Source organism: Mucilaginibacter frigoritolerans (assembly GCF_007830615.1).
GTDB lineage: Bacteria > Bacteroidota > Bacteroidia > Sphingobacteriales > Sphingobacteriaceae > Mucilaginibacter > Mucilaginibacter frigoritolerans.
In genome coordinates this window covers 20,625-43,357 of sequence record NZ_VLLI01000021.1, presented here as the reverse complement: position 1 = coordinate 43,357, position 22,733 = coordinate 20,625, and the positions used below count along the sequence as shown (strand labels likewise).

The 22,733-nt window shown below is 40.0% G+C and carries 18 protein-coding genes; 8 read left to right on the top strand and 10 right to left on the bottom strand.

From position 1 onward, the window contains the following. The first annotated feature begins 8 nt into the window (after window positions 1-8). Both JN11_RS23675 and JN11_RS23670 read left to right on the top strand, forming a co-directional pair. Window positions 9-1,343: a zinc dependent phospholipase C family protein gene (locus JN11_RS23675; RefSeq protein ID WP_144916719.1), complete on the top strand. Its 1,335-nt coding sequence runs from the start codon at window positions 9-11 to the stop codon at window positions 1,341-1,343. A 106-nt stretch (window positions 1,344-1,449) separates the two neighbouring features. Next, on the top strand, window positions 1,450-3,150 hold the full coding sequence (locus JN11_RS23670) for a M3 family oligoendopeptidase (RefSeq protein WP_144916717.1): 1,701 nt from the start codon (window positions 1,450-1,452) through the stop codon (window positions 3,148-3,150). Between the two features lie 95 nt (window positions 3,151-3,245). Here JN11_RS23670 and JN11_RS23665 read toward each other — a convergent pair whose 3' ends face one another. Continuing rightward, on the bottom strand, window positions 3,246-6,746 hold the full coding sequence (locus JN11_RS23665) for a TraB/GumN family protein (protein ID WP_144916715.1): 3,501 nt from the start codon (window positions 6,744-6,746) through the stop codon (window positions 3,246-3,248). Window positions 6,747-7,392: 646 nt separating this feature from the next. On the opposite strand from JN11_RS23665, the gene JN11_RS23660 reads away from it, so the two are divergent. Together JN11_RS23660 and JN11_RS23655 are read left to right on the top strand one after the other, a co-directional pair. After that, a complete protein-coding gene (locus JN11_RS23660; RefSeq protein WP_144916713.1) occupies window positions 7,393-9,672 on the top strand; it encodes a glycosyltransferase family 4 protein in 2,280 nt (759 codons plus the stop codon). After that, window positions 9,673-10,677, top strand: coding sequence for a glycosyltransferase family 4 protein (locus JN11_RS23655; RefSeq protein WP_144916712.1), 1,005 nt, complete (start codon window positions 9,673-9,675; stop codon window positions 10,675-10,677). Window positions 10,678-11,020: 343 nt separating this feature from the next. On the opposite strand, the gene JN11_RS23650 is transcribed toward JN11_RS23655, so the two are convergent. Next, window positions 11,021-11,425: a hypothetical protein gene (locus JN11_RS23650; protein ID WP_144916710.1), complete on the bottom strand. Its 405-nt coding sequence runs from the start codon at window positions 11,423-11,425 to the stop codon at window positions 11,021-11,023. 253 nt (window positions 11,426-11,678) lie between these two features. Further along, entirely contained in the window at window positions 11,679-13,148 is a 1,470-nt protein-coding gene (locus JN11_RS23645) for a glycoside hydrolase family 130 protein (protein WP_144916708.1), read from the bottom strand. Between the two features lie 341 nt (window positions 13,149-13,489). Here JN11_RS23645 and JN11_RS23640 point away from each other — a divergent pair, with 341 nt between their 5' ends. Both JN11_RS23640 and JN11_RS23635 read left to right on the top strand, forming a co-directional pair. After that, the gene (locus JN11_RS23640) at window positions 13,490-14,167 is read left to right on the top strand and encodes a response regulator transcription factor (RefSeq protein WP_144916706.1); all 678 of its coding nucleotides are present in this window, start codon (window positions 13,490-13,492) and stop codon (window positions 14,165-14,167) included. A 95-nt stretch (window positions 14,168-14,262) separates the two neighbouring features. After that, complete coding sequence (locus JN11_RS23635) at window positions 14,263-15,588, top strand: sensor histidine kinase (RefSeq protein WP_144916704.1); 1,326 nt, start codon at window positions 14,263-14,265, stop codon at window positions 15,586-15,588. Window positions 15,589-15,923: 335 nt separating this feature from the next. Here the strand turns inward: JN11_RS23635 and JN11_RS23630 are convergent, their stop codons facing one another. The 3 genes from JN11_RS23630 to JN11_RS23620 all read right to left on the bottom strand — a co-directional run bounded on the left by JN11_RS23630 (window position 15,924) and on the right by JN11_RS23620 (window position 18,202). Further along, window positions 15,924-16,844 carry a DUF58 domain-containing protein gene (locus JN11_RS23630; RefSeq protein WP_144916703.1) on the bottom strand — a complete coding sequence of 307 codons (921 nt, stop codon included), beginning with the start codon at window positions 16,842-16,844 and terminating at the stop codon, window positions 15,924-15,926. Window positions 16,845-17,027: 183 nt separating this feature from the next. Then, entirely contained in the window at window positions 17,028-17,348 is a 321-nt protein-coding gene (trxA, locus tag JN11_RS23625) for a thioredoxin (RefSeq protein ID WP_144916701.1), read from the bottom strand. 191 nt (window positions 17,349-17,539) lie between these two features. Further along, window positions 17,540-18,202 carry a hypothetical protein gene (locus JN11_RS23620; RefSeq protein WP_144916700.1) on the bottom strand — a complete coding sequence of 221 codons (663 nt, stop codon included), beginning with the start codon at window positions 18,200-18,202 and terminating at the stop codon, window positions 17,540-17,542. Between the two features lie 175 nt (window positions 18,203-18,377). Between JN11_RS23620 and JN11_RS23615 the strand changes: the two genes are divergently transcribed. Beyond that, window positions 18,378-18,884: a helix-turn-helix transcriptional regulator gene (locus tag JN11_RS23615; RefSeq protein ID WP_144916698.1), complete on the top strand. Its 507-nt coding sequence runs from the start codon at window positions 18,378-18,380 to the stop codon at window positions 18,882-18,884. A gap of 1 nt (window position 18,885) precedes the next feature. Then, window positions 18,886-19,530 carry a nucleotidyl transferase AbiEii/AbiGii toxin family protein gene (locus JN11_RS23610; RefSeq protein ID WP_144916696.1) on the top strand — a complete coding sequence of 215 codons (645 nt, stop codon included), beginning with the start codon at window positions 18,886-18,888 and terminating at the stop codon, window positions 19,528-19,530. A gap of 54 nt (window positions 19,531-19,584) precedes the next feature. Here JN11_RS23610 and JN11_RS23605 read toward each other — a convergent pair whose 3' ends face one another. From JN11_RS23605 to cysC, 4 genes are all read right to left on the bottom strand, one after another. Further along, a complete protein-coding gene (locus tag JN11_RS23605; RefSeq protein ID WP_144916695.1) occupies window positions 19,585-19,944 on the bottom strand; it encodes a response regulator transcription factor in 360 nt (119 codons plus the stop codon). A 263-nt stretch (window positions 19,945-20,207) separates the two neighbouring features. Further along, window positions 20,208-21,032, bottom strand: a complete 825-nt coding sequence (locus tag JN11_RS23600; protein WP_144916693.1) for a DUF5672 family protein — start codon at window positions 21,030-21,032, stop codon at window positions 20,208-20,210. Beyond that, window positions 21,025-21,855, bottom strand: coding sequence for a sulfotransferase (locus tag JN11_RS23595; RefSeq protein ID WP_144916692.1), 831 nt, complete (start codon window positions 21,853-21,855; stop codon window positions 21,025-21,027). The genes JN11_RS23600 and JN11_RS23595 overlap by 8 nt, the downstream gene beginning before the upstream one ends. Continuing rightward, complete coding sequence (cysC, locus tag JN11_RS23590; protein ID WP_144916690.1) at window positions 21,848-22,393, bottom strand: adenylyl-sulfate kinase; 546 nt, start codon at window positions 22,391-22,393, stop codon at window positions 21,848-21,850. The genes JN11_RS23595 and cysC overlap by 8 nt, the downstream gene beginning before the upstream one ends. Window positions 22,394-22,733 lie beyond the last annotated feature (340 nt).

Genomic DNA, 22,733 nt, shown 5'->3' with positions numbered 1-22,733 from the left:
AACTTTAAATGAAAAATTTATCGCACTTTGCTTTAGTGCTCATGTTGCTGATTGTTTTATTAGTCGTGCCCAATTATTCAAGAGCGTATTCTGTTTTTGCGCACGAGGCGATTATCGATGCGTCCTGGCAGCACTCAATTCTGCCTTTGCTTAAACAAAAGTATCCAACAGCTACTGATAAGGATCTGGATTCTGCCCGCGCATATGCCTATGGCGGGTCGCTTATTGCCGATATGGGTTATTTCCCTTTTGGGAATCCCTATTTCACCAACTTGTTGCATTATGTGCGCAGTGGAGATTTTGTCGAAAATCTTATTAATCAGGCATCAAATTTGGATGAGTATGCATTTGCGATTGGGGCCCTGGCCCATTATTTAACAGATAAGTACGGCCATTCGATTGCTACCAATATAGCGGTGCCCCTGATTTATACCCAGGACCGGAATAAATTTGGTAACGTAGTAACTTACGATGAGGATAATACCTCCCATAAAAGAATGGAGTTTGCGTTCGATGTTTTACAGGTAGCCAGGGGCAACTATCTGCCCCAGTCTTACCATAATTTTATAGGTTTCAGCGTAGCCCGTCCGGTATTGGAAAGGGCTTTTTTAATTACCTATGGGGAAGATATAAACACAGTATTTTCTGATCTCTCACTAACTATCGCTTCGTTTCGCTGGTCGGTAAAAACCCTTCTGCCGGCCCTTACGCGCACGGCCTGGATCATAAAGAAAAATGATATCCGTAAGCTTAACCCGAAAGCCACCCGTAAAGACTTCCGGTTTAAATTCAGCCGGAAAGCATATTATAAAGAATACGGGATGAAAAGAGAAAAACCCAAATTCGATGAATGGCTCTTTGCCGCATTAATAGAGATAGCACCTAAAATAGGGCCCTTAAAGTCTTTCAGGTTTAAGGCCCCGGGACCAGAGGGTGAAAAATTATTTATCAAGGGATTTGATACAACAACGGCACATTATGACGTAATGCTGCATGAATTACAACAGGGTGGGCGAGTAGAGTTGGCCGATATTGATTTTGATACAGGTAAGGCCACCGAACCGGGTGAATACGGCTTAGCTGATAAAACTTATAGTGATTTGGTGATCAAGTTGCAGACTAATAAATTTGCTTATTTAACGCCGCCACTGAAGGACAATTTGATGAGTTATTACAGCTCTCCAGACACAACTACGAAGTCAAATCTGCATAAATCAGATAAAATTGACTGGCATCATACTTATTTGGCATTGCAACAATTACGAACTACCAAACCAATTGCAATGAGTGAATTAAAATTTATAGCAGACTCGACTACAATATCTAAACCTGGTACGAAATAGGGAAAACGTTTATTGCGGCGCGTCACCAAAATGACAAATTCAGACTTCCGCCGCTTCCGCACATGAGGACTTATACGCATATTTGTATCCATACAATTAGCATATCATGATCTATAAAAAAACAAGAACATATATCCCCGCCAGTATCGAAATTAAATGGGAAACATTGGAGCCATTTTTTAAAGAACTGTGCGACCGCCCTATTAACTCGGTTGAAGAACTGGAAAAATGGCTGCACGACCGCAGCGAACTGGAAGCTGCCGTTGAGGAAGATTTTGCCTGGCGCTATATCCGCATGACCTGCGATACTACCAGCGAAGAGCTGCTGCAAAACTTTCAATATTTTGCTACCGAAATTGAGCCTAAAATTGCCCCTTTCAGCAATGAGCTGAACAAAAAGCTGGTTGCCAGCGAGTGGGTTGACAAACTTGACCATAAAAAATATTTCATTTACCTGCGCGGTGTAAAAAAATCGCTGGAGCTTTTCCGCGAGGAGAATATCCCCATCCAAACAGAGATTCAGGTTGAACAGCAAAAATATCAATCTATCACCGGCTCCATGTCTGTACACATAGGCGAAAAGGAGTTTACCCTGGAGCAGGCATCCGTATTTTTAAAAGATACCGACCGCAGCAAAAGGCAGGAAGTTTGGGAAAAGATAACTGCACGCCGCCTGCAGGATAAGGAGCAGTTAAACGAATTATTTGATCACCTGCGCAGCCTGCGCCATAAAGTGGCCCTGAATGCCGGTTTTGAGAACTTCCGCGATTACATGTTCCAGGCACTGGGCAGGTTTGACTATACGCCACAGGATTGTTATGCTTTTCACGAAGCCATACAAAAAGAGGTAGTTCCTATTTTGCGCCAGCAGGCCGAAAAACGCCGCGAAGCATTGCAACTGGATGCTTTAAAGCCATGGGATATGGATGTCGATATTTCGGGCAAGCCTGCGCTAAAACCGTTTAACAGCGGTGCTGAACTGATTGACAAATCTATCCAATGCTTCACTAATATCAACAGCTATTTGGGCGAGCGACTGGAGATTATGAAAGAGAATAACCTGTTTGATGTGGAGAGCCGTAAGGGAAAAGCTCCGGGTGGTTATAACTATCCGCTGTCTGAAACCGGTGCGCCTTTCATTTTCATGAACTCGGCCAATACCTTCCGCGATTTAACTACCATGGTTCACGAGGGCGGCCATGCCGTGCATACCTTTTTAACAGCCGATTTGGAGCTGAACGATTTTAAACACTGCCCAAGCGAAGTTGCCGAACTGGCTTCTATGAGTATGGAGCTGATATCAATGGATAACTGGGATGTTTACTTTGATAATGCCGAAGACTTAAAACGCGCCAAACGCGATCAATTGGTTGATGTGCTGAAAACCCTGCCATGGGTTGCCGTGGTTGATCAGTTTCAACACTGGATTTATACCAACCCAGACCATACCGATGCCGACCGTACCCGGGCATGGATAGAAATTTATGAGCCATTTGGCGAAGGTTTTGCCGACTGGAGCGAGCACCCTGAAGCAGAAGCTAACCTGTGGCAAAAGCAATTGCACATTTTTGAGGTACCGTTTTATTACATTGAATATGGCATGGCCCAATTAGGTGCAATTGCTGTATGGAAAAACTACAAAGAGAACCCCGAAAAAGGCTTGCAGCAATATCTTGATGCCCTAAAACTGGGTTATACCAAAACCATTAAAGAAATTTACGAAACCGCCGGTATAAAATTTGATTTCAGCGCAGCTTATGTAAAAGAGCTGGCCGAATTTGTAAAAAGCGAAATGGATAAGTTATAATAAGCAGGTGTGCCACGTGGTTCACGTAGCTCAAGTAGTTAAAACAAAAAAGAGGCTTTATGATAAAGCCTCTTTTTTATTGATGGAAACTATGTTTAATCTCCGTCTTGCGCTAACAGCGAATCAATCAAACTCAATGCCTGAGTGCGCCAGTTGGTGGTTACCTTTTCGTATTGGGTAACTGCGCAATACTTTTCGAAATTCAATTTGATAGATCCTGGCTTGTAAGGGCCGCTAATACCAATCAGGTAAGATGGTCCTTTGTCATTGTTTTCATCAGGCATCAAAAATTTAAACGCATAATAAAGCGAGCCATTTTTAGTAACAGTACCCAGCAAGGTGAATTTTGAAGGAACGCCCTCATCATCTACAGAAATACTTTTATAAAGGCAGAGTTTGGCAAAAGCAACCTGGGTACGGTACTGTTGCGGTACTTTAGCCAGCTGTTTCTGGCTGTTATAAGCCTTCATAACATCATAACGGGAGTCAAGACTATCCAGCAGCTTGTTAGTTAATAATGGATTAACAGGTAAATTATTGCTGATTCGTGCCACCACCGCATCAACCAGGTAAAGGCCCTTTGGATCTTTGCTGATATATCTTTTAGTGAGTTTATCATTAATGGCAGTATTTTTAATTTTGCTCATCAGGTTCATATAACCATACACGCAGCCGCTCCATCTGTTATCGGTACTGTCTTTCAGCTTAATATAATTATCTATATCAGCCTGTGCATAGGCCATGATGGATAAATAACGATCTGCCAGCATTTTATCATAAGCAGCATTTTTAAGGTCTTTTATATTTCCGGCCACCGTTAAAATGGAACTCCGATAGTTATCATTTTTGATGAAAGGCAGTAATTGGTCAAAATGTTCGGCAGCAAACGCAGCAGAATCGTTCATCGGCCTGAAAAGCCGGTAAGCGTATTTCACCTTTAACGGCGGATTGCTAGTAAGCAGCTTTAAATAAATATCAAAACCGGTTTTCCTGTCTATCTGCGTAATGTTGGTAAGGATGTTGGATTTTATTTCATCCAGCCCTGCAGCTTTAGGGTACAGCTTGGTTAAAAAGGTAATCGTTGTATCATTATTAACTTTTTTCAAAACATCAAGCAGCGTTACGCGGGTGCCATCTTCTGTGGTATCATCCGGGTAATTTTTTTGTAGCGCGCTATAAACATAGGGCAGTTCATCAGCCTTAAATTTATAATAGTTAAGCGCCCCAACTGCCCCTTTTCTTACTGTTGTATCGGTTGATGCCAGGTCCCTGCAAATTAAAGCAGCTTTGGATACCCGCAAATTTATTTTTTTAGTATCAGCGTGGATAATATGGAGCGAATTGAAAAAGTAATTGCTTGTTGTATCATAAAACTGTGTTTCGTCCATATGGCCCAACAGGCAAAAAACATCATCATCATTAACCAGTAAGCGCATGCGTTTTTTAACTTTTGTAGTTTTATTTTGCGAAATCACCTCGCGACCGATTATACCATTACATATAATCGTATCGGTTTTTAAAAGGGTATCCTGGTAATCCACATCCTGCCTGATTAATTTGGTATAGAGCGAATCGGTATTCTCAATTCTGAAATAGGGACTCAGCTTACCATATTCTAAAACATAAGCCGCCCCCGAACAAGGATCGGTAGCGTAAGCGGTTGATGAATGATTGATAAATCCTTTGTAATCGGCCAAAGAATCTTTTACAACTTCGGGCTTGTATACCAGCTGTATCTTAAAATTAGCGCTATCGGGCTGATAGGTGTACCATTGGGGCACTACCGGGTCGTTAATTTTAAACGAATCGAAAAATGCATCTTTCTGGTCATCCTTTAAGTCAGGCTGTAATATCGCCCTCATTAGTAAATAAATTCTGTTTCCTTTAACAAATAACCTGGCAACAGCATTGTAGCCACCTGTAATTATCAGTTTTACTTCTCTCCCTTCAACCCCATTCTGATATATTTTAACCGGCTGGCCTACAATTTTCGCCTTGCCGTCAAACTCTTTTTCAATGCTGTTGAATAAAACATCCTTCCCCCCCAAAAAGGTGCCGGGTGGAAAATCGTTATACCGCAGTAAGTATTGCCTGGAGTTCACCGTATCAGAAGATACGTACATCTTCATTTTAAATGATACGGGGCGTTCTTGTATAGTTGAAGGTATTTCCTTAACCATTAGCTGGGGTTGGCTTGGAAGGTTTACCGTAAATGCACCTGTATCGCTGGTAAAGGATATCCAGGGAGTAAGCGGTTTTTCGGGTAATGCAAAACTGGTAAATGAGTTAAAGTAACGATCAACAAAAGACTGATTAAGGTGATTTACCTTTGAACTGGCATAAACCGAGTACAGTAAATTATTGGCAAAAATTAACCTTGTGCGTACATAACCGGTTTTGTTTTTAACCAGTACTTCGGTACAAGGATAGTTATTGGCCTCCAGTTCTTTTTTGCTGATGATGGTATTTGTTTTTGCCATATTAACCAGTACGCTGCTCACCGCCTCTTTGGTAGTAAGCGGCTGATCGGGAGTGCCTTTTTTTATGGCATAAACCCCGTAGTAAATATTGTTTGCCAAATCAGGATACAACACATTGTTCATGCCGTAAAGCTGGTTCCTTACCGGGTTTCCAGGGAAATTAATGGCATAGCCCTCGTCCTCATTACGGTAAAGGGGCCAGTCCATCTTCATATAATCAATATGGTACTTAGCTGCTACACCGGTAAAGCTGGCTTTTACACAGGTTACAGTATATCCAGCCTTTTTTAAAAGTGCTATTACACCGTCCGGACCGGGTAAGTGGGCCACGCCTACCGCTGTAAACAAACCCTCGTTATCCATGTATTTGATCATGCTGGCTGCCATTACCTTATTACGGGCAATGATTGATGAATCAATCATGCTGGTTTGCTGGATGTATTTATAAATTTTATCCAGATTGCCGCTGCTGTATATCTTAACCATCTCATCCTTACCCTCCGCTACCGATGCTTCGTTATTATCATCCAGCAAATCGAGCAGGCGCTCTTTTACAGCAGTTTTTGATCCGTAATATTCATCATATTGCGATTCGGCATTCTCCAGGCCATAAATATTTTTATTAAGCGTGCGGGCAATACCGTACAGATAGGCATCAATAAAAGACACCGCATCATCGGGCTTGTTATCATCCGGTTCCATTAATGATTCAAGCACCATCGGGTCAATTTTCCCCATCGGATAGCCGTTCTTTTTCTGGAACTTTTTAGCCATTGCATCATACTGTTGTTTGCTGAGCAGTTTATCCAGATTGCGCAGGGTATCGGTATTTTGCATGGCTGCAAACATTACGCTGAGCAAGGTATCCGGATGAACCTCCAACGCAAAACGGCGACAGCTTTGCAAACTGAGCATTACCGAATCACTAAAATTAAATACGCGCCTGTCTTTAACATGCATGGTGCCGAAAAGGTAGCTGGGTTTTGCCAGTCCGTTACCGGTAATTTTCCATAACAGGCTATAACCCTGCATTTGTTGCGAAAAACCATTAAACACAAGGCATAAAATAAAGGAACATACCAGAAAGGCACGAATAAGGTGTGTTTTAAAAGTCACGAATAGGGTATTAGGTAGCGTTAAGTAATTAATTTATTGACTATTAGTGAGTGATGAGAAAATTAATAGTGCCACAACTAATATAGTAAAAAAAATAAAAACCGGCATGTTTTTATGCTGATTTTTTGAATGGGTGTTTGTAGGGTAAGTGTTAACGCCGTGAGTTAAACCTCCCGGCATCACCATTCCTTGCCAAATAATGACTATCTTTAAAAAAATCCAATAAAAATTCTTTACCCTGTTCGTTTTGCGGCTTGTTGCAGAAAGAACAATTCCAGCGCAGTGTTGACCTGATATCTCAATGTTGCAAGCATCTATATCCTTGGCAATAATGCCATCTTTAAAAATATCTTATAAAAATTTCACCCTCTTTATGGCTCGCCAAGCAGAGGGACAGGTTAGGCATTGTGTATACCAGGTAAGGCAAAAGCAACAAGCATTACTTTATCTGTAGCAACAATATTACCACTGCAATTTTACTTCTAATTAAATTGGTATAGTTTATGAACAATGATAGGTAGAACCATAAAACCTGCTGACTTAATAAAAAATAGCGTTCAAATAGTCAGAAATGCCCTTTTTTTAAGTCAGTAGGTTAAACAATTAAGTGTTATGGACGTTAATAATAAACATCTTCTGTAAATTTATGAAAATAGCATATATATCAACCTATCCTCCCCGCGAATGCGGCATTGCAACATTTAACCACAATTTAATGCAAGCCATAAACGCAAACTTTCCGGAAAGGGGTTCATTATTGAAAGGTGGCTTTGTGGTGGCTTTAAATGATTCTGAAAGCTTACAGGAATATGAGTACCCCGAGGAGGTTAAATATGTGGTACGACAAAATCACCAGAAAGATTATATCCGTGCAGCCAACTATATCAATACCAGCGATGCGGATGTTTGCATAATGGAGCATGAGTTTGGCATTTACGGCGGCGAAAGCGGTATTTATATTTTACCGCTCATTAACCGCCTGGAGAAACCGTTGATATCTATTTTACATACTATATTAAAAGATCCCAGCTATGTACAGCGCATCATCATCCGCGAAATAGCCGAGCAATCGTCTAAAATCATTGTGATGAGCAACAGGGCAGTAAAGTTTCTGACCACCATTTATGATGTACCGGTTGAAAAAATACAGATTATAGAACATGGCGTGCCCGATGTTGAGGCCAGCGAAAATAACCCGGTTAAAAATCTTATCCCATTTAAAAACCGCAGGGTATTGTTAACCTTTGGGTTGATAAGCCGAAATAAAGGATTGGAAACCGTAGTAAAAGCATTGCCAAAGATTGTGGCCAAACACCCCGACGTAATGTACGTGGTTTTAGGAAACACACACCCCGGGGTTATCAAAAGCTCGGGCGAGGAATATCGCGATCACCTTAAAACGCTTGCTGCACAGCTTAATGTATCCAAACACCTCAGCTTTATAAACAAATTTGTTTCGGAAGAGGAACTGGTTGATTACCTGGCAGCGGCCGAAATATACGTTACGCCCTATTTAAATGAGGCACAAATTACCAGCGGTACTTTATCATACGCAGTAGGTGCCGGTGCCGCGGTAGTATCAACCCCCTACTGGCATGCTACCGAATTACTGGCCAATAACCGCGGTAGGTTATTCGACTTTAAAAATGCCGATGCGCTTGCCGATAATGTAAACGAACTGCTGGATCAGGAATGTTTATTAAGTGAGCTGAAAGAAAATGCTTATGAGTATGGCCTGCACCTGCGCTGGCCCGTAATTGGCAGCGAGTTTATTAAAGTGGCCCGCGAAGCTTGTGCTACTCACGACTTTAGCGACAAAATATTAAAAAACAGCATTGTTGATCCCGAAATAATGCCCAAATTTAATCTTACCCATGTTTTGCGCTTAACGGATGATACCGGTATTGTTCAGCATGCCAAGTATGGCATCCCCAATTTAAAAGAAGGCTATTGTTTGGATGATAACGCCCGGGCACTGATTATGGCACTGATGGCTCATCAGCGCAACAAAAGTCAGGAAGCGTTTGGTTTGCTGCCGGTTTATCTGAGCTACATTCACTACATGCAGACAGACAATGGCAATTTCCGCAACTTTTTAAGCTTTAACAGGCAATACCTGGATGAAGTGGGTTCTGAAGACTCTTTTGGGCGCACCATATGGGCGCTTGGTTACCTTATAAACTGTGCCGCAAGTAATTCGTATCGTGAATTTGCTTTGGAGATTTTCCACAAATCGTTCCCGCACTTTAAAGCACTGAAACATTTAAGGGGAATGGCCAATACCATAATAGGTATTAGCCTATACCTGCAGGCGGTGCCGGGAGATGAGGGCATGGTTAACGAAATGATAAGACTTACCCAGCCATTAATTGATGCTTATAAAGCCAATGAATCGGATGACTGGCAATGGTTTGAGGAAAAAATGACCTATGATAATGCCATACTTCCCCTGGCCCTGCTGCATTCGTGCGAAATTACCGGGAATGATGAAGTAAAACAGGTTGCCTTAAAAACTATGGCTTTTCTGGATAAACTAACCCTTTCAAACGGGTATTTGAGTCCGGTGGGTAATGATGGCTGGTATTATCGTGGCGGCACTTTCCCAACGTTTGATCAGCAGGCTATTGAAACTATGGCTATGGTGCTGATGCATTTCCAGGCATACAAAATATTCCGTAAGCCGCAGTATATCGAAAAAATGTTTTTGAGCTACAAATGGTTTTTGGGCGAAAATACCTTACGAGCACCGCTTTATGATCACGAAACAAAGGGATGCTGCGATGGCTTGCTACCAACGGGCATAAACCGTAACCAGGGCGCCGAAAGCACGTTGGCTTATTTAATATCCCACTTAACCGTTTTAAAAGCGTTTGAACTGGAGTACGAATACAACAAAATAGGCCAGTTTTTGGAAACCTCCTGCTAAATGAAAGTTGCCATATTAGCGCCAGTAGCCTGGCGCACCCCACCCCGGCATTATGGCCCCTGGGAACAGGTGGCATCAAACATTGCCGAAGGATTAGTGAAGCTGGGCGTTGATGTTAGCCTGTTTGCCACCGGCGATTCTGTAACCGCAGGCAAGCTTTTTTCTATCTGCGACAAAGGATATGAGGAAGACCGTACCCAGGATGCCAAAGTTTTGGAGTGTCTGCACATCAGCAACCTGATGGAAAGAGCAGATGATTTTGACATCATCCACAATAATTTTGATTTTTTGCCACTTACCTATTCGGGCTTGATAAAAACGCCGGTTATTACTACTATACATGGGTTTTCATCACCTAAAATAATCCCGGTTTATAAAAAATATAATGCTGGCGGGCACTACGTTTCCATCAGCAACAGTGATCGCAGCGATCAGTTAAAATACCTGGCCACGGTTTATAACGGGTTAAATACTGCCCATTTTGAGTTCAATAATTCGCCGGGCGATTACCTGCTTTATTTTGGGCGCATCCATCATGATAAAGGCACTGCCGGGGCCATTGAAATAGCCAAAAAAAGCAACCGTCAATTGCTGATAGCCGGGCTGATACAGGATGCTGATTACTTTAATACCCAAATTAAACCACAGCTTAACGATCAGATACAATATCTGGGCAATGCCGAATCGTGTAAACGAAAGGAGCTTTTGGGGAATGCTTACGCGCTGCTGCACCCAATAAACTTTAACGAACCTTTTGGTATGAGCGTTGCCGAAGCCATGCTTTGCGGCACACCCGTAATTGCCTTTAACCGCGGCTCTATGCCCGAACTAATAAAGCATCAAAAAACCGGCTTTTTAGTAAATAATATTAATGAAGCAGTAGAAGCCGTAACCCAAATCAGCGAAATAAAGCGGATTGACTGCCACGAGTGGGCATCTTCGCAGTTCTCCAGCGATAAAATGGTAGCCGATTATTTGGGGTTGTATCAACAGATATTGGGGTAAGCTAATCTACTCACCATCTCCATTCGTCATCGCGAGGAACGAAGCGATCTTTACGCTGGACAATCAATTAAACGCGATGCTTTTTACTTAACGATAACCTTTTTCTCCTTTATCTGCATTGTTTAAAGATTGCTTCATTCCTCGCAAAGACGTTGGGGAAAACGTTTTGTATTTTCAGGTGCTATAAAACACAAAATCCCGCTGAGTGCGGGAATAAACGATTAAAATTTTCTACCAACCATGCGTTCCATCTGAACGTTGTGTTGGTAGAAAAATGAATGGAGGGTAAAGCGTTCAGGCCGAACGCTTCTTTTAAGGTGTAACATTTCCTCTGTTACCTTAATTACCCAATATCCCTCATTAAATTACCTTCATCAATAGATGGACCTGATTGATCGATCTGATTTGAATAGTTAATTAATGGCCTTATCTTAATGTCAGAAAGTGCAGGATAAGTTTCCTCTGATCTTTCTTGTTGATAAGTTGGCCTGGATTCTTCTACTCGTGAGAAGCTATAACCAAGTCTTTTATTCTCTTCTTCAATAAAATTAAAAAGATCTCCAAGGCTATAATAAACCGATTGTAAAAACTTGAAATTTGTTGAAGTAAGGCACTTTCCTGACTCATCAGGGCCTTTTCCTGGTTCGCAAAAATTAAGCTTCGTAATTACTCCGTTGATTAGCTCAACTTCAAATTTACCTTCATTATGCCAGGCCAGGTTGTTTTTTATTTCTCTAAAATGATCCATAGTAGTAAAAATTTATCTTCATAAATAATCTGTAACAAACACATTATTAATATAATAAAGCTGTACATAGTTACATGCAATGGACATGCCAAAAATTCAAGAAATAACGTTTCACGAAAATTTAATTAACAATTTGACATAATGATAATAAAAACACATCTACTGCAAAATTATTTCAACTAAAAGTTTAATACTGCTAATTATTTTAGGATAATTGTACTGTGGTAAAGCCGGTGTTTGTAGTTATTTGGTATCAATCGCTCCCGTCGGCAATCAATTTCTCCAATAATTCGGTTAAATCAACCTCGGCAAATGCGGTTGATGAATCAGATACACCATACGGAATAATCAGTTTCCCGTTATGTACCAATGAGCCGCATGAGTATAAAACATTAGGCACATAGCCCTCACGCTCATCACTATTGGGTATAAGTAAGGGTTCTTTTAAACGGCCAATTTCAACCGCCGGGTCGCTAAGCTTCATTAAGCTGGCGCCAAGCACATAGCGGCGCATTGGCCCCACACCATGGGTAATAACTACCCACCCATGCTCCGTTTCAATAGGCGAACCACAATTCCCTATCTGTATAAACTCCCATGCAAACTTGGGCTGCTGCAGCAAAATGGGCTTTTCCCATATGTTTATCTTATCAGAGTACATGATATAGTTATTGCAGCCGTCAATACGCGATATCATGGCAAATTTGCCATTTATTTTACGCGGAAAAAGCGCCAGGTTTTTGTTTTGGGCGCCTGCACCGTATAAAGGCATTATTTTAAAATTAATAAAATCGCTGGTTTGCAATAGTTTGGGCATAATCAGCGCGCCATCATAAGCAGTATAGGTAGCGTAATACATGGAGCTGCCGTCCTCATCATGATAATGCACAAAGCGGGCATCCTCAATACCCTTACGCTCATACTCCGAAATAGGGAATATTACCCTGTCTGAAATATCGGTATCCAATGAAAAAACAATTTCGTAGTAGGAGTCGGCCAGCCAAAGTACTTTATCATACTCCAGTTTGTTTATATCACTTTCATGCAGCTTTTGCGAGTCCATGATGATACGGCGCAGGTTAGAATATTCAAAATGATGATCCAGCTTGCCTTCCAGCTCCTTTAAAACATCAATATTTATTTGGGTAACGGTTGCTTTTTCAAAAAACAACTTTTTATTATAAACGGCATTCCGCACAATTTCGGCCTCATCAATATAGCTGCCTGCCGGTAATACGGTTATTTTATTGTTCTGATCAATTAATGCCCTGCGGAAGGTTATGGATGAGATATGCCCCTCGCCCACTGCCCTGAAACTGATAATTACCCGCTTTTGCCCTTCGTGCAGTTCGCTCTGATCCGGGTCCTCCACAATTGACGGATTAAAAAACGCCGCCGATTCAATAGAATATTCGTGCGTAAAGTATGATCCTATCAATAATTTACGATATACCGTAATGGTATCAAAATCAATATTAAGCTCTGCAAAAAGCGGCATTAGCCGTGTACAGTTGCGGTTTAGGGCCCGGGTTATATTTCTATGGCGCTTAGAATATTCTTGCAGCAAAGGTGAAACTATGCCAAAGGCAACTTCCTCACTGATGCTCATTACCCTTTGTATTACCTCTTTTGCTCTATCATTTCCGTTAAAAAAGAATCTGGCAATAACACGTTTCGGATCGGGATTAATTCTGATGGGTTTGCGGATAATGGAAAGTCTCATATAAAACAATATACGTTTTAATAATAGTTAACACCAATACTAATAAATTGATTTCGCTTATTTATAATTTGTTTTTGGTATGATGGTTGGGCGCAGAAGACTCACCCGGCCATTGCTTCGCTCGGCCACCCCTCTCTATGACAAGTCATAAAGAGGGGGTTGAAAAAAAATAAATAAGATTTCTTCCGCCCTCTTTACAACTTGTTGTAGAGAGGGCAGGTCCAGCGTAGCGTCGACCGGGTGAGTCCTCTGCGCGCGACACCCCTCCCCACCCCAACATTAAAAAAATCTAATCTCGCAAGTCATTTTTACCAAACAAGTAAATTGTAAATTGCCGCATTATGAATGTGCTTATTGTTGAAGATGAAAAGGGCCTTGCGCTTGAAATAGATGAATTTTTAAGCCATGAAGGTTTTACAATTGAACATGCGCGGACCAAAAAAACGGCCGGCGAAAAGATCTTTGTAAACAATTACGATTTTATTTTGCTCGATTTGGGTTTGCCTGATGGCGATGGCTTCGACCTGTTGCAATTGCTTAAGGGCCTCAAGGACCGTAACGATGCTGTAATTATTCTTACCGCCCGCGGCGCAGTTAACGACAGGGTACTGGGGCTTGAACAGGGCGCTGATGATTACCTGGCTAAGCCATTTTCATTAAATGAGCTTTTGGCCCGCATCCATGCTATAACCCGGCGCAAACACAAGCTGGATAGCAACGATATTTTAGTACACGATTTCAGAATAAATATTCAAAACCGCACTGTACATTATTTAAATGAACGCATCAACCTAACAAAAAAAGAATTTGAAATATTTAACTATCTTGTTTTAAACAAAAACAAGGTAATATCACGTACCAATTTAACCGAGCATGTTTGGGGCGATGTACTGGAAATTAACTCCGACTCGAACTTTGTGGATGTGCACGTAAAAAACCTGCGCAAAAAACTATCCCAATTTGTGCCGGTTGACTGGTTTGAAACCGTTAGGAGTATTGGATACAGGGTGAATATTTAGGCCCCCTCTAATCTCCCCCGGTAGGGGAGACTTTTTATTTTCATATATAATTAATTAAAGGCCTCCCTACCGGGGAGGATTTAGGTGGGGCTCATATGAAACTACAATTTAAGCTGGCTTTGTATAACACTTTAACCAAGCTGGCTATTATTGTATTCACTGGCCTGCTTATCCTGTTTTCGCTCGAAAACATCACCTACAACCATATTTCGGCCCGTTTAAAGGATAAAAAAAATGAGTTGATGAAGCACCTGTCCTCAAAAGAGATCAGTCAGATCCTTAATCAGCAGCAAACCTTTACCGACTATAATATTTTAAAGGAAGAGTATATTTTTTTGAAGCCCATACCCTACCGCAGCAGCCGCCAAACAGACGAAAGCATTAGCACAGCACGCCGTACTATTGAACAAACTACCGATACCTACCTGATACTTACCTATAAATTTAACTTTAACAACCACAGCTACCTGCTGGAAATTGGCGATACCATGGATGCCATGCTTCAGCTGAAGCAAACCATTAAGGAATTTACCCTGCTGATGCTTTTTGTTGCCCTGTCGCTTACCCTGGTTATTGATTTGGTTTTTACCAAATACCTGCTAACCCCCTTTTACCAGATAATTGACCGCAAACTGATAAGGGTTAATGACCCTATGAACTTTGATTATAAAAAAATTAAAACCACCACTCAGGATTTTGAACTGCTGGACAACAGCATCAGCGCCCTGATGAACAAAATTGCCGACTTGTTTATCCTCGAAAAGCAGTTTATTGCCAATGTATCGCACGAGTTGTTAACCCCAATATCCATTATCAGTACCCGGCTGGAAAACGTGCTGGTACAGGAACAGCTTACAGAAGACAGCGAAAATAAAATATTTGCCTCCCTTAAAACCTTAAACCGTTTAAAATCAATCATTAACAGCTTGCTGCTTATTTCGAGGGTGGAAAACCTGCAATTCAACAAAACAGATACTGTTGACCTTAAACAAATTATTACCGAAGTGTACAATGAGCTGGAAGACCGGTTGGAAGATAAAAAAATCATTTTCACCAATAATATAAACCATGCTTATATCCTTCAGGGAAATCAAAGTCTGCTGCATACGCTTTTTTTTAACCTGGTTAACAATGCTATAAAGTATAACCATGTTGACGGCAGCATTACCATTACCGATGAGATGTATACAGAACAGTACATACTTCAAATAAACGATACCGGAATGGGAATGGATGATGAAGAAATTGAGCTTGCCTTTAACCGTTTTGAAAAATTTGACCGCCAGGAAAAAGAAAGTTACGGGTTAGGACTGGCCATTGTAAAAAGTATAACCGCTTTTCACAATATCCGCATCACTATCCAGTCAGCAAAAAATAAGGGAACAACGGTGAAGCTTATTTTTAGTAAAGAAGCTGTTTGATATAATTGTGGAAGTGCAATAAGCCCGCGTAGAGTTAACTCACCCGGACGTTGCTTCGCTCGTCCACCCTCTATCCCGCAAGCGGGAAAGAGGGTAGGTAAGTTTTATATTTTTATTTCTTTCGCCCTCTTTGCGACTTGTCGGAGAGAGGGCAGGTCCAGCGTAGCGTCGACCGGGGTGAGTCGACTCAGCGATTTGCAAACAATTGTTTTTTAGTAAAGAAGCATAACTTCACTAAATCTTCATCATAATCAGCTTGTTTTGTGTGGTAAAGTTTTAGTTTTCTTACCCCTTTTAATTAGGAGCTGTTTTTCTTAAACGAAAAGCAGCTTTTTTTATACCATCTTATTCCGTTTAATAAGGTATTCTCTTAAAACGGTATGGTAGCCATCCGCAATATCAGCATCAATCAGGTCAATGTTGTATTGGGCGCATTTCAGTTGCAGCTCATGGCGGTATTGATTAAGGGCAACGCGGTAGGAATCGCGTATTTTATTGGGATGTACCCTTACCTGCTCGCCGCTCTCTATATCAATAAAATGATGCGGGCGGTTATCAAAATTAAAATCAAGCTCCTTTTGTTTGTCGCTTATATTAAAAATAATCACCTCGTGCTTATTGTATTTTAAATGCTGCACTGCGGCAAAAAGGGCCTGTAACTTATCGGGGTTTAAGCTATTCTCCAGCATATCGCTAAACAATATCACCATTGATCGCTGGTGTATCTGGCCGGCAATGTGGTGCAATACCTGAGTAATATCTGTTTGGGTATTTTTTTTAGGCTGATTGTACGCTTTTTCGAGCTCGGCGTATAAGTAAAACAGATGCGTTGAGGTTGATTTTGCCTGGCTCATCCAATCTATTTTGTCCGAAAAAAGGCACAGTCCAAAGGCATCGCGCTGTTTTTTAAACAGGTACATAAGCGATGCAATGGCATAAATAGAAAACTGAAGTTTATTGATACCCTTTTCGGGGAAATTCATGGACGATGAGGTATCCAGCAGCAGGTAGCTGCGCAAATTGGTTTCCTCTTCAAACTGCTTAACAAAAAGCTTATCGGTACGGGCCAGTAATTTCCAGTCGATATTTTTTACCGATTCGCCGCTGTTATACAAACGGTGCTCGGCAAACTCAACCGAAAAACCATGAAACGGACTTTGATGCAGACCGGTAATAAACCCCTCAACCACCTGGCGGGCCAGCAGCTCAAGGTTGGCCAAATGCCTTATTTCCTGATCTTCATTTAATGATTTCACCGATTGTTATATGATTACACTGATTATTGTATGATTTCACCGATTATTAAATGATTGCACCGATGTTGTATGATTACACTGGGTGCAAAACGGCATGGTGTAAAACAAATACACCGATAGCACAAAATAAATAATTTAATCTGTACTATCGGTGTAATCTCACTATAATCAGTGAAATTAGAGTTATGCTAATTGTTTGCTCAATTTATCAGCTAAAACTGATTTTGGCACTGCACCAATTTGTTTATCTACAATTTCTCCGTTTTTGAAGAATAATAATGCCGGTATATTGCGGATACCAAATTTCATTGATATGCCTGGATTGTTGTCAACATTTACTTTACCTACAACCGCCTTGCCATCGTACTCTTTTGCAATTTCTTCAACTACCGGGCCAACCATTCTACAAGGTCCGCACCATTCTGCCCAAAAATCAACCAAAACGGGTTTGTCAGATTTAAGAACAAGTTCTTCAAAGTTTGCATCAGTTATTTCTAAAGCCATGATTTTATGTTTTTAAATTTTTTGTTTTTTTCGTGTTACAAATATATACTATTCAAATAGCTTGCCGCAATGATACACCTGACATTATGACAATTAAATTAATACCTGTAACATTTATTTAATGATTTGATTATTGGGTGACATTTGGGGTAGTTTTTGAAAGATGGGGATTGATTGAGGAATGGATGGTGCTATCGGATAATCTTTTTAAAAGATTTCACCTCGCCCTTACCATTTACGTTTGCAAGCCTTAGATATTTTTCCTCAAGTTTAAATGGAAGAATAGCTGCAATTTGATCTAAATAATTCCAAAAAAATTTATCCGGATGTTCAAATGGAAAAAACAGATCTGGTGAAATCGACTTACCTCTTGAAAACCAAATGCAAAAATTTGAACTGGGTTCTTGACTTGGGAAGCCACTATTTGTATTTAAATCAAGTAATTTAAAACTATAAGTAAAAAATGCTTGAATAGGCCCGAAATCTGTTTTGGGCATAGGGCCATTTGAGTTTATAAATTGCAAAACTTCCGGAAGCTTGTTGCCGGGTAATGTCCAAACGTATCTATTTCTCGAATCAGGTTCACCACTAGGATAATCATAAGCAATTGGTGATTTCACGCTCTCACCAAAATTTAATTTTGCGATGTCCAAAACCTTGCTAAGATAACTACCTGTATCTTGATTGTTTTCGTAGATAATCAACTTCAGCGAATCTGGATTCTGAATATTAGCTGTTGTACAAGTATTCAGAAAAACTTCTACCTCATCCAATATTTCTGAGACTTTGCTCTTATTAAATTTCTGAGTTGTGCGGCCCTTTGAAAGTGAATAAATTATATAAGGTTTTTTCATTATGTATTATAGAAAAAGTTGACAAATTACATAAACCACTATTTTTAACCTAATAGATTAAGAACTAGTAATAGCAATTAAATTTCTTATCACATCATTTTACAAACATCCTAAATAAAAATAAACTTTTTTAATTAAACATTTATATATAAACAAATTTGTTTATTTTTGTTAGATGGAAACCGCATTTGAAAAATACAAAGGCATTCATCCGGGACTTATTCTGGAACGTGAGCTTAAGAAAAGGAATCTTAAAAAAGGACCTTTTGCGCTTTCTTTAAATGAGTATCCGCAAACGCTAAACGGTATAACTAAAGGTCAACGTGGATTAACACCGGCGCTTTCTCTAAAAATTGATAAAGCGTTAGGGCTGGGAGAAGGAACAATGTTGCTGCTTCAGGCTTATTATGAAATAAAAAAAGAACAGCAAAAAAATAATTCAAAGGATCGGCCTGATCTTTCTATCATTCGAAAAACGCTTTTTTGGGATACAGATATCACCAAAATTGATTGGGAAAAACAGTCTAAAGCTGTTATTCAACGTGTGTTTGAGCGTGGAAATGACGATGAAAAAAAAGAAATTTTAGGGTTTTACGGTGAAGACAAAATTAAAGAAGTAACGGGAAGCACACCGATTACAAATGTCAAATTACCAGTAATGGGGCACTTAAAAGTAAAATAGTATGCTCTATTGGAACACTGTTAATAGTCTTTTAAAAGATTGCTTGTTGACTTTAATGGACGCTGAAGAACTTATAGACTTCCGGCTTGTGGGTGGCACAGCATTGAGTCTGCATTTAGGGCATCGGATGTCTGTAGACATTGACCTTTTTACTGATGCAGAATATGGCTCTATTGATTTTAATACCATTGAAGGGCTACTTAAAAAAAGTTTCGGATACGTGGAGGGCGAATTTGGCGTTAATCCCGGCATGGGAAAATCTTACCTTATTGGAACAGATCCGGATAATGTTATTAAATTGGATTTATACTACTCTATGGATCCTTTTTTTCAAGAAGCACTCTATAAAGATGGTATACGTATGGCAACCGTAGAAGAGATAATTGCTATGAAGGTAGATGTAGTACAAAGACTAGGCAGGAAGAAGGATTTTTGGGACCTACACGAATTGCTTAACCAATATACTATTACTACTATGATCGCTCTGCATAAACAGCGATTTCAATGGACGCATGATGAACTGCTAATCCAAAATAATTTCACTTATTTTTCAGAAGCTGATGACGATTTAGATCCTATCTGCTTAAAAAATAAGGAATGGATATTTATTAAGGAAGATATTGAAGCTGCAGTTGCTAATAGGTAATTATTGGTCGCTGTAAATCAGAAACGATATTCTTAGCTTCTGATTTACCTCCCCTTACAAATAAACCAAATTATTAACCTTATCGGTTAGTTCCTCAATACCGAAAGGTTTGGATATAGTGGCATCGCAGCCGCAAAGTGCCATGTCATCTTCATTTAAATAGGCCGAGCATATAATTACCGGTGTATCATTAATGGTTGGATTATTTTTTATCTGCCTGCAAATGGCATCGCCTTTCGGACCAGTGTTCTTATAATCAAGTATTACCAGGTGAGGTTTATATTCTTTTATGGTTTCAATTATATCCTTACTTTCTTTGGTTATTTTAACCTCAAATTTCTCATATAACAGAACTTCCTTTATCGTATCTAGTATAACCTGGCTGTCATCGAGCACTAAAATCCGTTTTAGCATAGTTTAATTGTTTAAGAAGGTTTAGTAAAAATTGTGTCTATACGCCAACCGGATTTTTAATGAATTGATCTGTTAATTTTAACGATGTTTCGACTCATTTAAAACGCCAAAGGTTTAATTTTATTTGAAATAAAGTTGTCGGTATATACAATTTTTACATACGGATGTTAAAGCCGCCCGGTTTTAAGCAAGAGATTTTTTTTATTTAGAGCCAGGCCGATAACTAATTAAGACAGATATTTTTTTGTGATATGAAGGCAAGACTATATAAAGTATCCCATACCGGCAAAAATATCTTTCCAAAAAGATTTATGCTGATGCCAGGCATGGCAGCCAAAAGGGAGTTGGTTTTTTGTTAAGTTAAGGGCACGCTCCGGGTAGTTTTCAAAAGAAAAATGGATAGCTTCCTTATATTCTGGTATCAGCAGGATTTTCTGTTCCCGGTTTATGCTGATGCTCCAAAAAACATCTTCGGGCAGCCAGTTATCGGCCCCTAAAAAATTGTAATGAAAATGATCTGCGTATTTTTTTGATAGCCGGTAAAACGTATTAATCCTTCGTAAAGACAGACCGCCGTTGCCCACCATGTTTTCAAATTGTTTTGGAGCAGGCATATCAGTACCCGGCTCTTTTTTGTTAAGCCGGATATGTAAGGCAACCATCAATCGTGATTTTAACCAATGGAAAACATCCTTATAGTTATTGTATTTAAGCCATGGGGCGCCAATATAATCATACTGCTTATTGCACCAGTTTAGCAAATCGTCCCTAAAAACAAATGCATCAAGCTGATAGATGAGCATATAGGTATAATTCAAAAATTCCTGGTAAAACTTTTCCGACATTAACAACTGGCTATAAGCATCAACCCCCGAAAAGCAGTTATCATTAAAGCTTTTATATTCAATTTGAGTGTAGTAATTTAAAACAGTAAGCTTTAACGATCGGGGTTTAATAACAATCACCTTATAACTGCCCAAAACCTTAAAACATTGGGTTAAAGAGATCTGCTCATAGCCCGATAAGTGATTCCTATACATAGGTATAACAATCACTACCTGGTCGGCTGTTACTTTTTCTTTAAACATATTCTCTTAATTTGCCTTCCAGTACGCAGGCGGTTTCCAGCAAATTTTTATCCACTACAAACCGGCTGATATCAACCGTTTTGCTGATGAATTTCTCTTTGAATACCTTACCGAAGTCAACGTATTCAATTTCAAACTCCCAGTTGTCTTTTAAAACAGAAAATGTTCTTTTATCATTTTGGTTCAGCAATTTGTAATCAACAGCTATAAATTGTTGATTTTGCAAAAGCTCCATGTGCTTTAACAGCTCATTATTATAGGTTATCCAAACATTTAAATAATAGGCCGCAAGGTTTTCATATAAATTCTTTTTCCTTTTATCACGCCTGAACCATTTCCAAATGAGTCGTCCAAATAGCTTTCGGGCCAAATACTTAGCCTCAACATACTTAAAATCCCTCACAATTAATGAGTTAACGGTTGATTGAAAATCCCGTATCACAATAAGATAATAAGCATTTGGCAAAAGTTTGCGGTAATGATTTAAAAACAGGCAGGTGCGGGGTTCTTTCCAGCCCCATTGTGCATTCATTTTGCTTTTAAAAGCGGTAAGAAACTTAAGCTGCTCTTCCTGGTAAGGCGAGAGGCTGCTCACCGGGCTTTTTACATACCCATACCGCGACAGATGGTTATCCATCAATACATCCTCATGGTAACGGTAAAAGTCAATATCCTCAAAATGGCCCTCTTCATTTCCAATATCGGCACCCAGCAAATTTTCGCCAATATTTAAATTGCACCGATGCAACCACTGCGTAATAACCGATGTACCTGACCGGTGCATACCGGCTATAATTAATATTTTAGGTGAATGTTCAATCATACTTCGAACATATTTTACTCCAACAATCTGCTATAAAATCATACAGCTTATCGGTACAATCTTTAACCGCTTGCCCTGCTGTATTAATATACAAATCGGGGTTTTCCGGCCGGTCAAAGGCATCATTAATACCGGTTAAGTTGTAAATTTTATCGGGATGCCCATCCGGCAGCAGGGCCTTGTTATACAGTCCTTTGGTGTCCCTTTTTATCAGTTCATTAACAGGGCAGTCAATAAACACCGTTTTTACGTTTTGGTATGAACGGGCAACTTTTCGCCTAACCTCGTCATACGGATTAATAGCGCTGATAATTACAATAATGCCATAGGCCGATAACTTTGATGCAACAAACGAAAGCCTGTTGATATTCTCGTTCCGGTCTTCTTTAGAAAAGCCGAGGTCCTTGCAAAGCGCCTTTCTGTATTCGTCGCCGTCAATAACCTCTATTTGGTATCCATTTTTTATTAACCGTTTTTTAACCAAATCGGTAATAGTGGATTTTCCAACACCTGACATTCCGCATAGCTGTATGATCATATTTTAATATTATTCGTTTTATAAGTACCCTGCTGTTTGTTCACGTTGTGAACGTAATAGTAAAACCTAAATTATTTCGGGATCTCTAACTATCGACGAAGAGGGCAATTGTATCGACTAATCTCTACTCACGGTTATATTGGGGCTGATTGCGAGGAGATGATGAATTATCGCGTGTAGAGTTGACTCACCCGGTCGACGCTACGCTGGACCACCCTCTCTACAACATTTGTAAAGAGGGTAAAAAAGAAGAAAAAGTAAAAATAAAAATTTTCCCAACCCTCTTTACCGCTCGCGGTAGAGAGGGTGAACGAGCGTAGCGATGTTCGGGTGAGTCAAT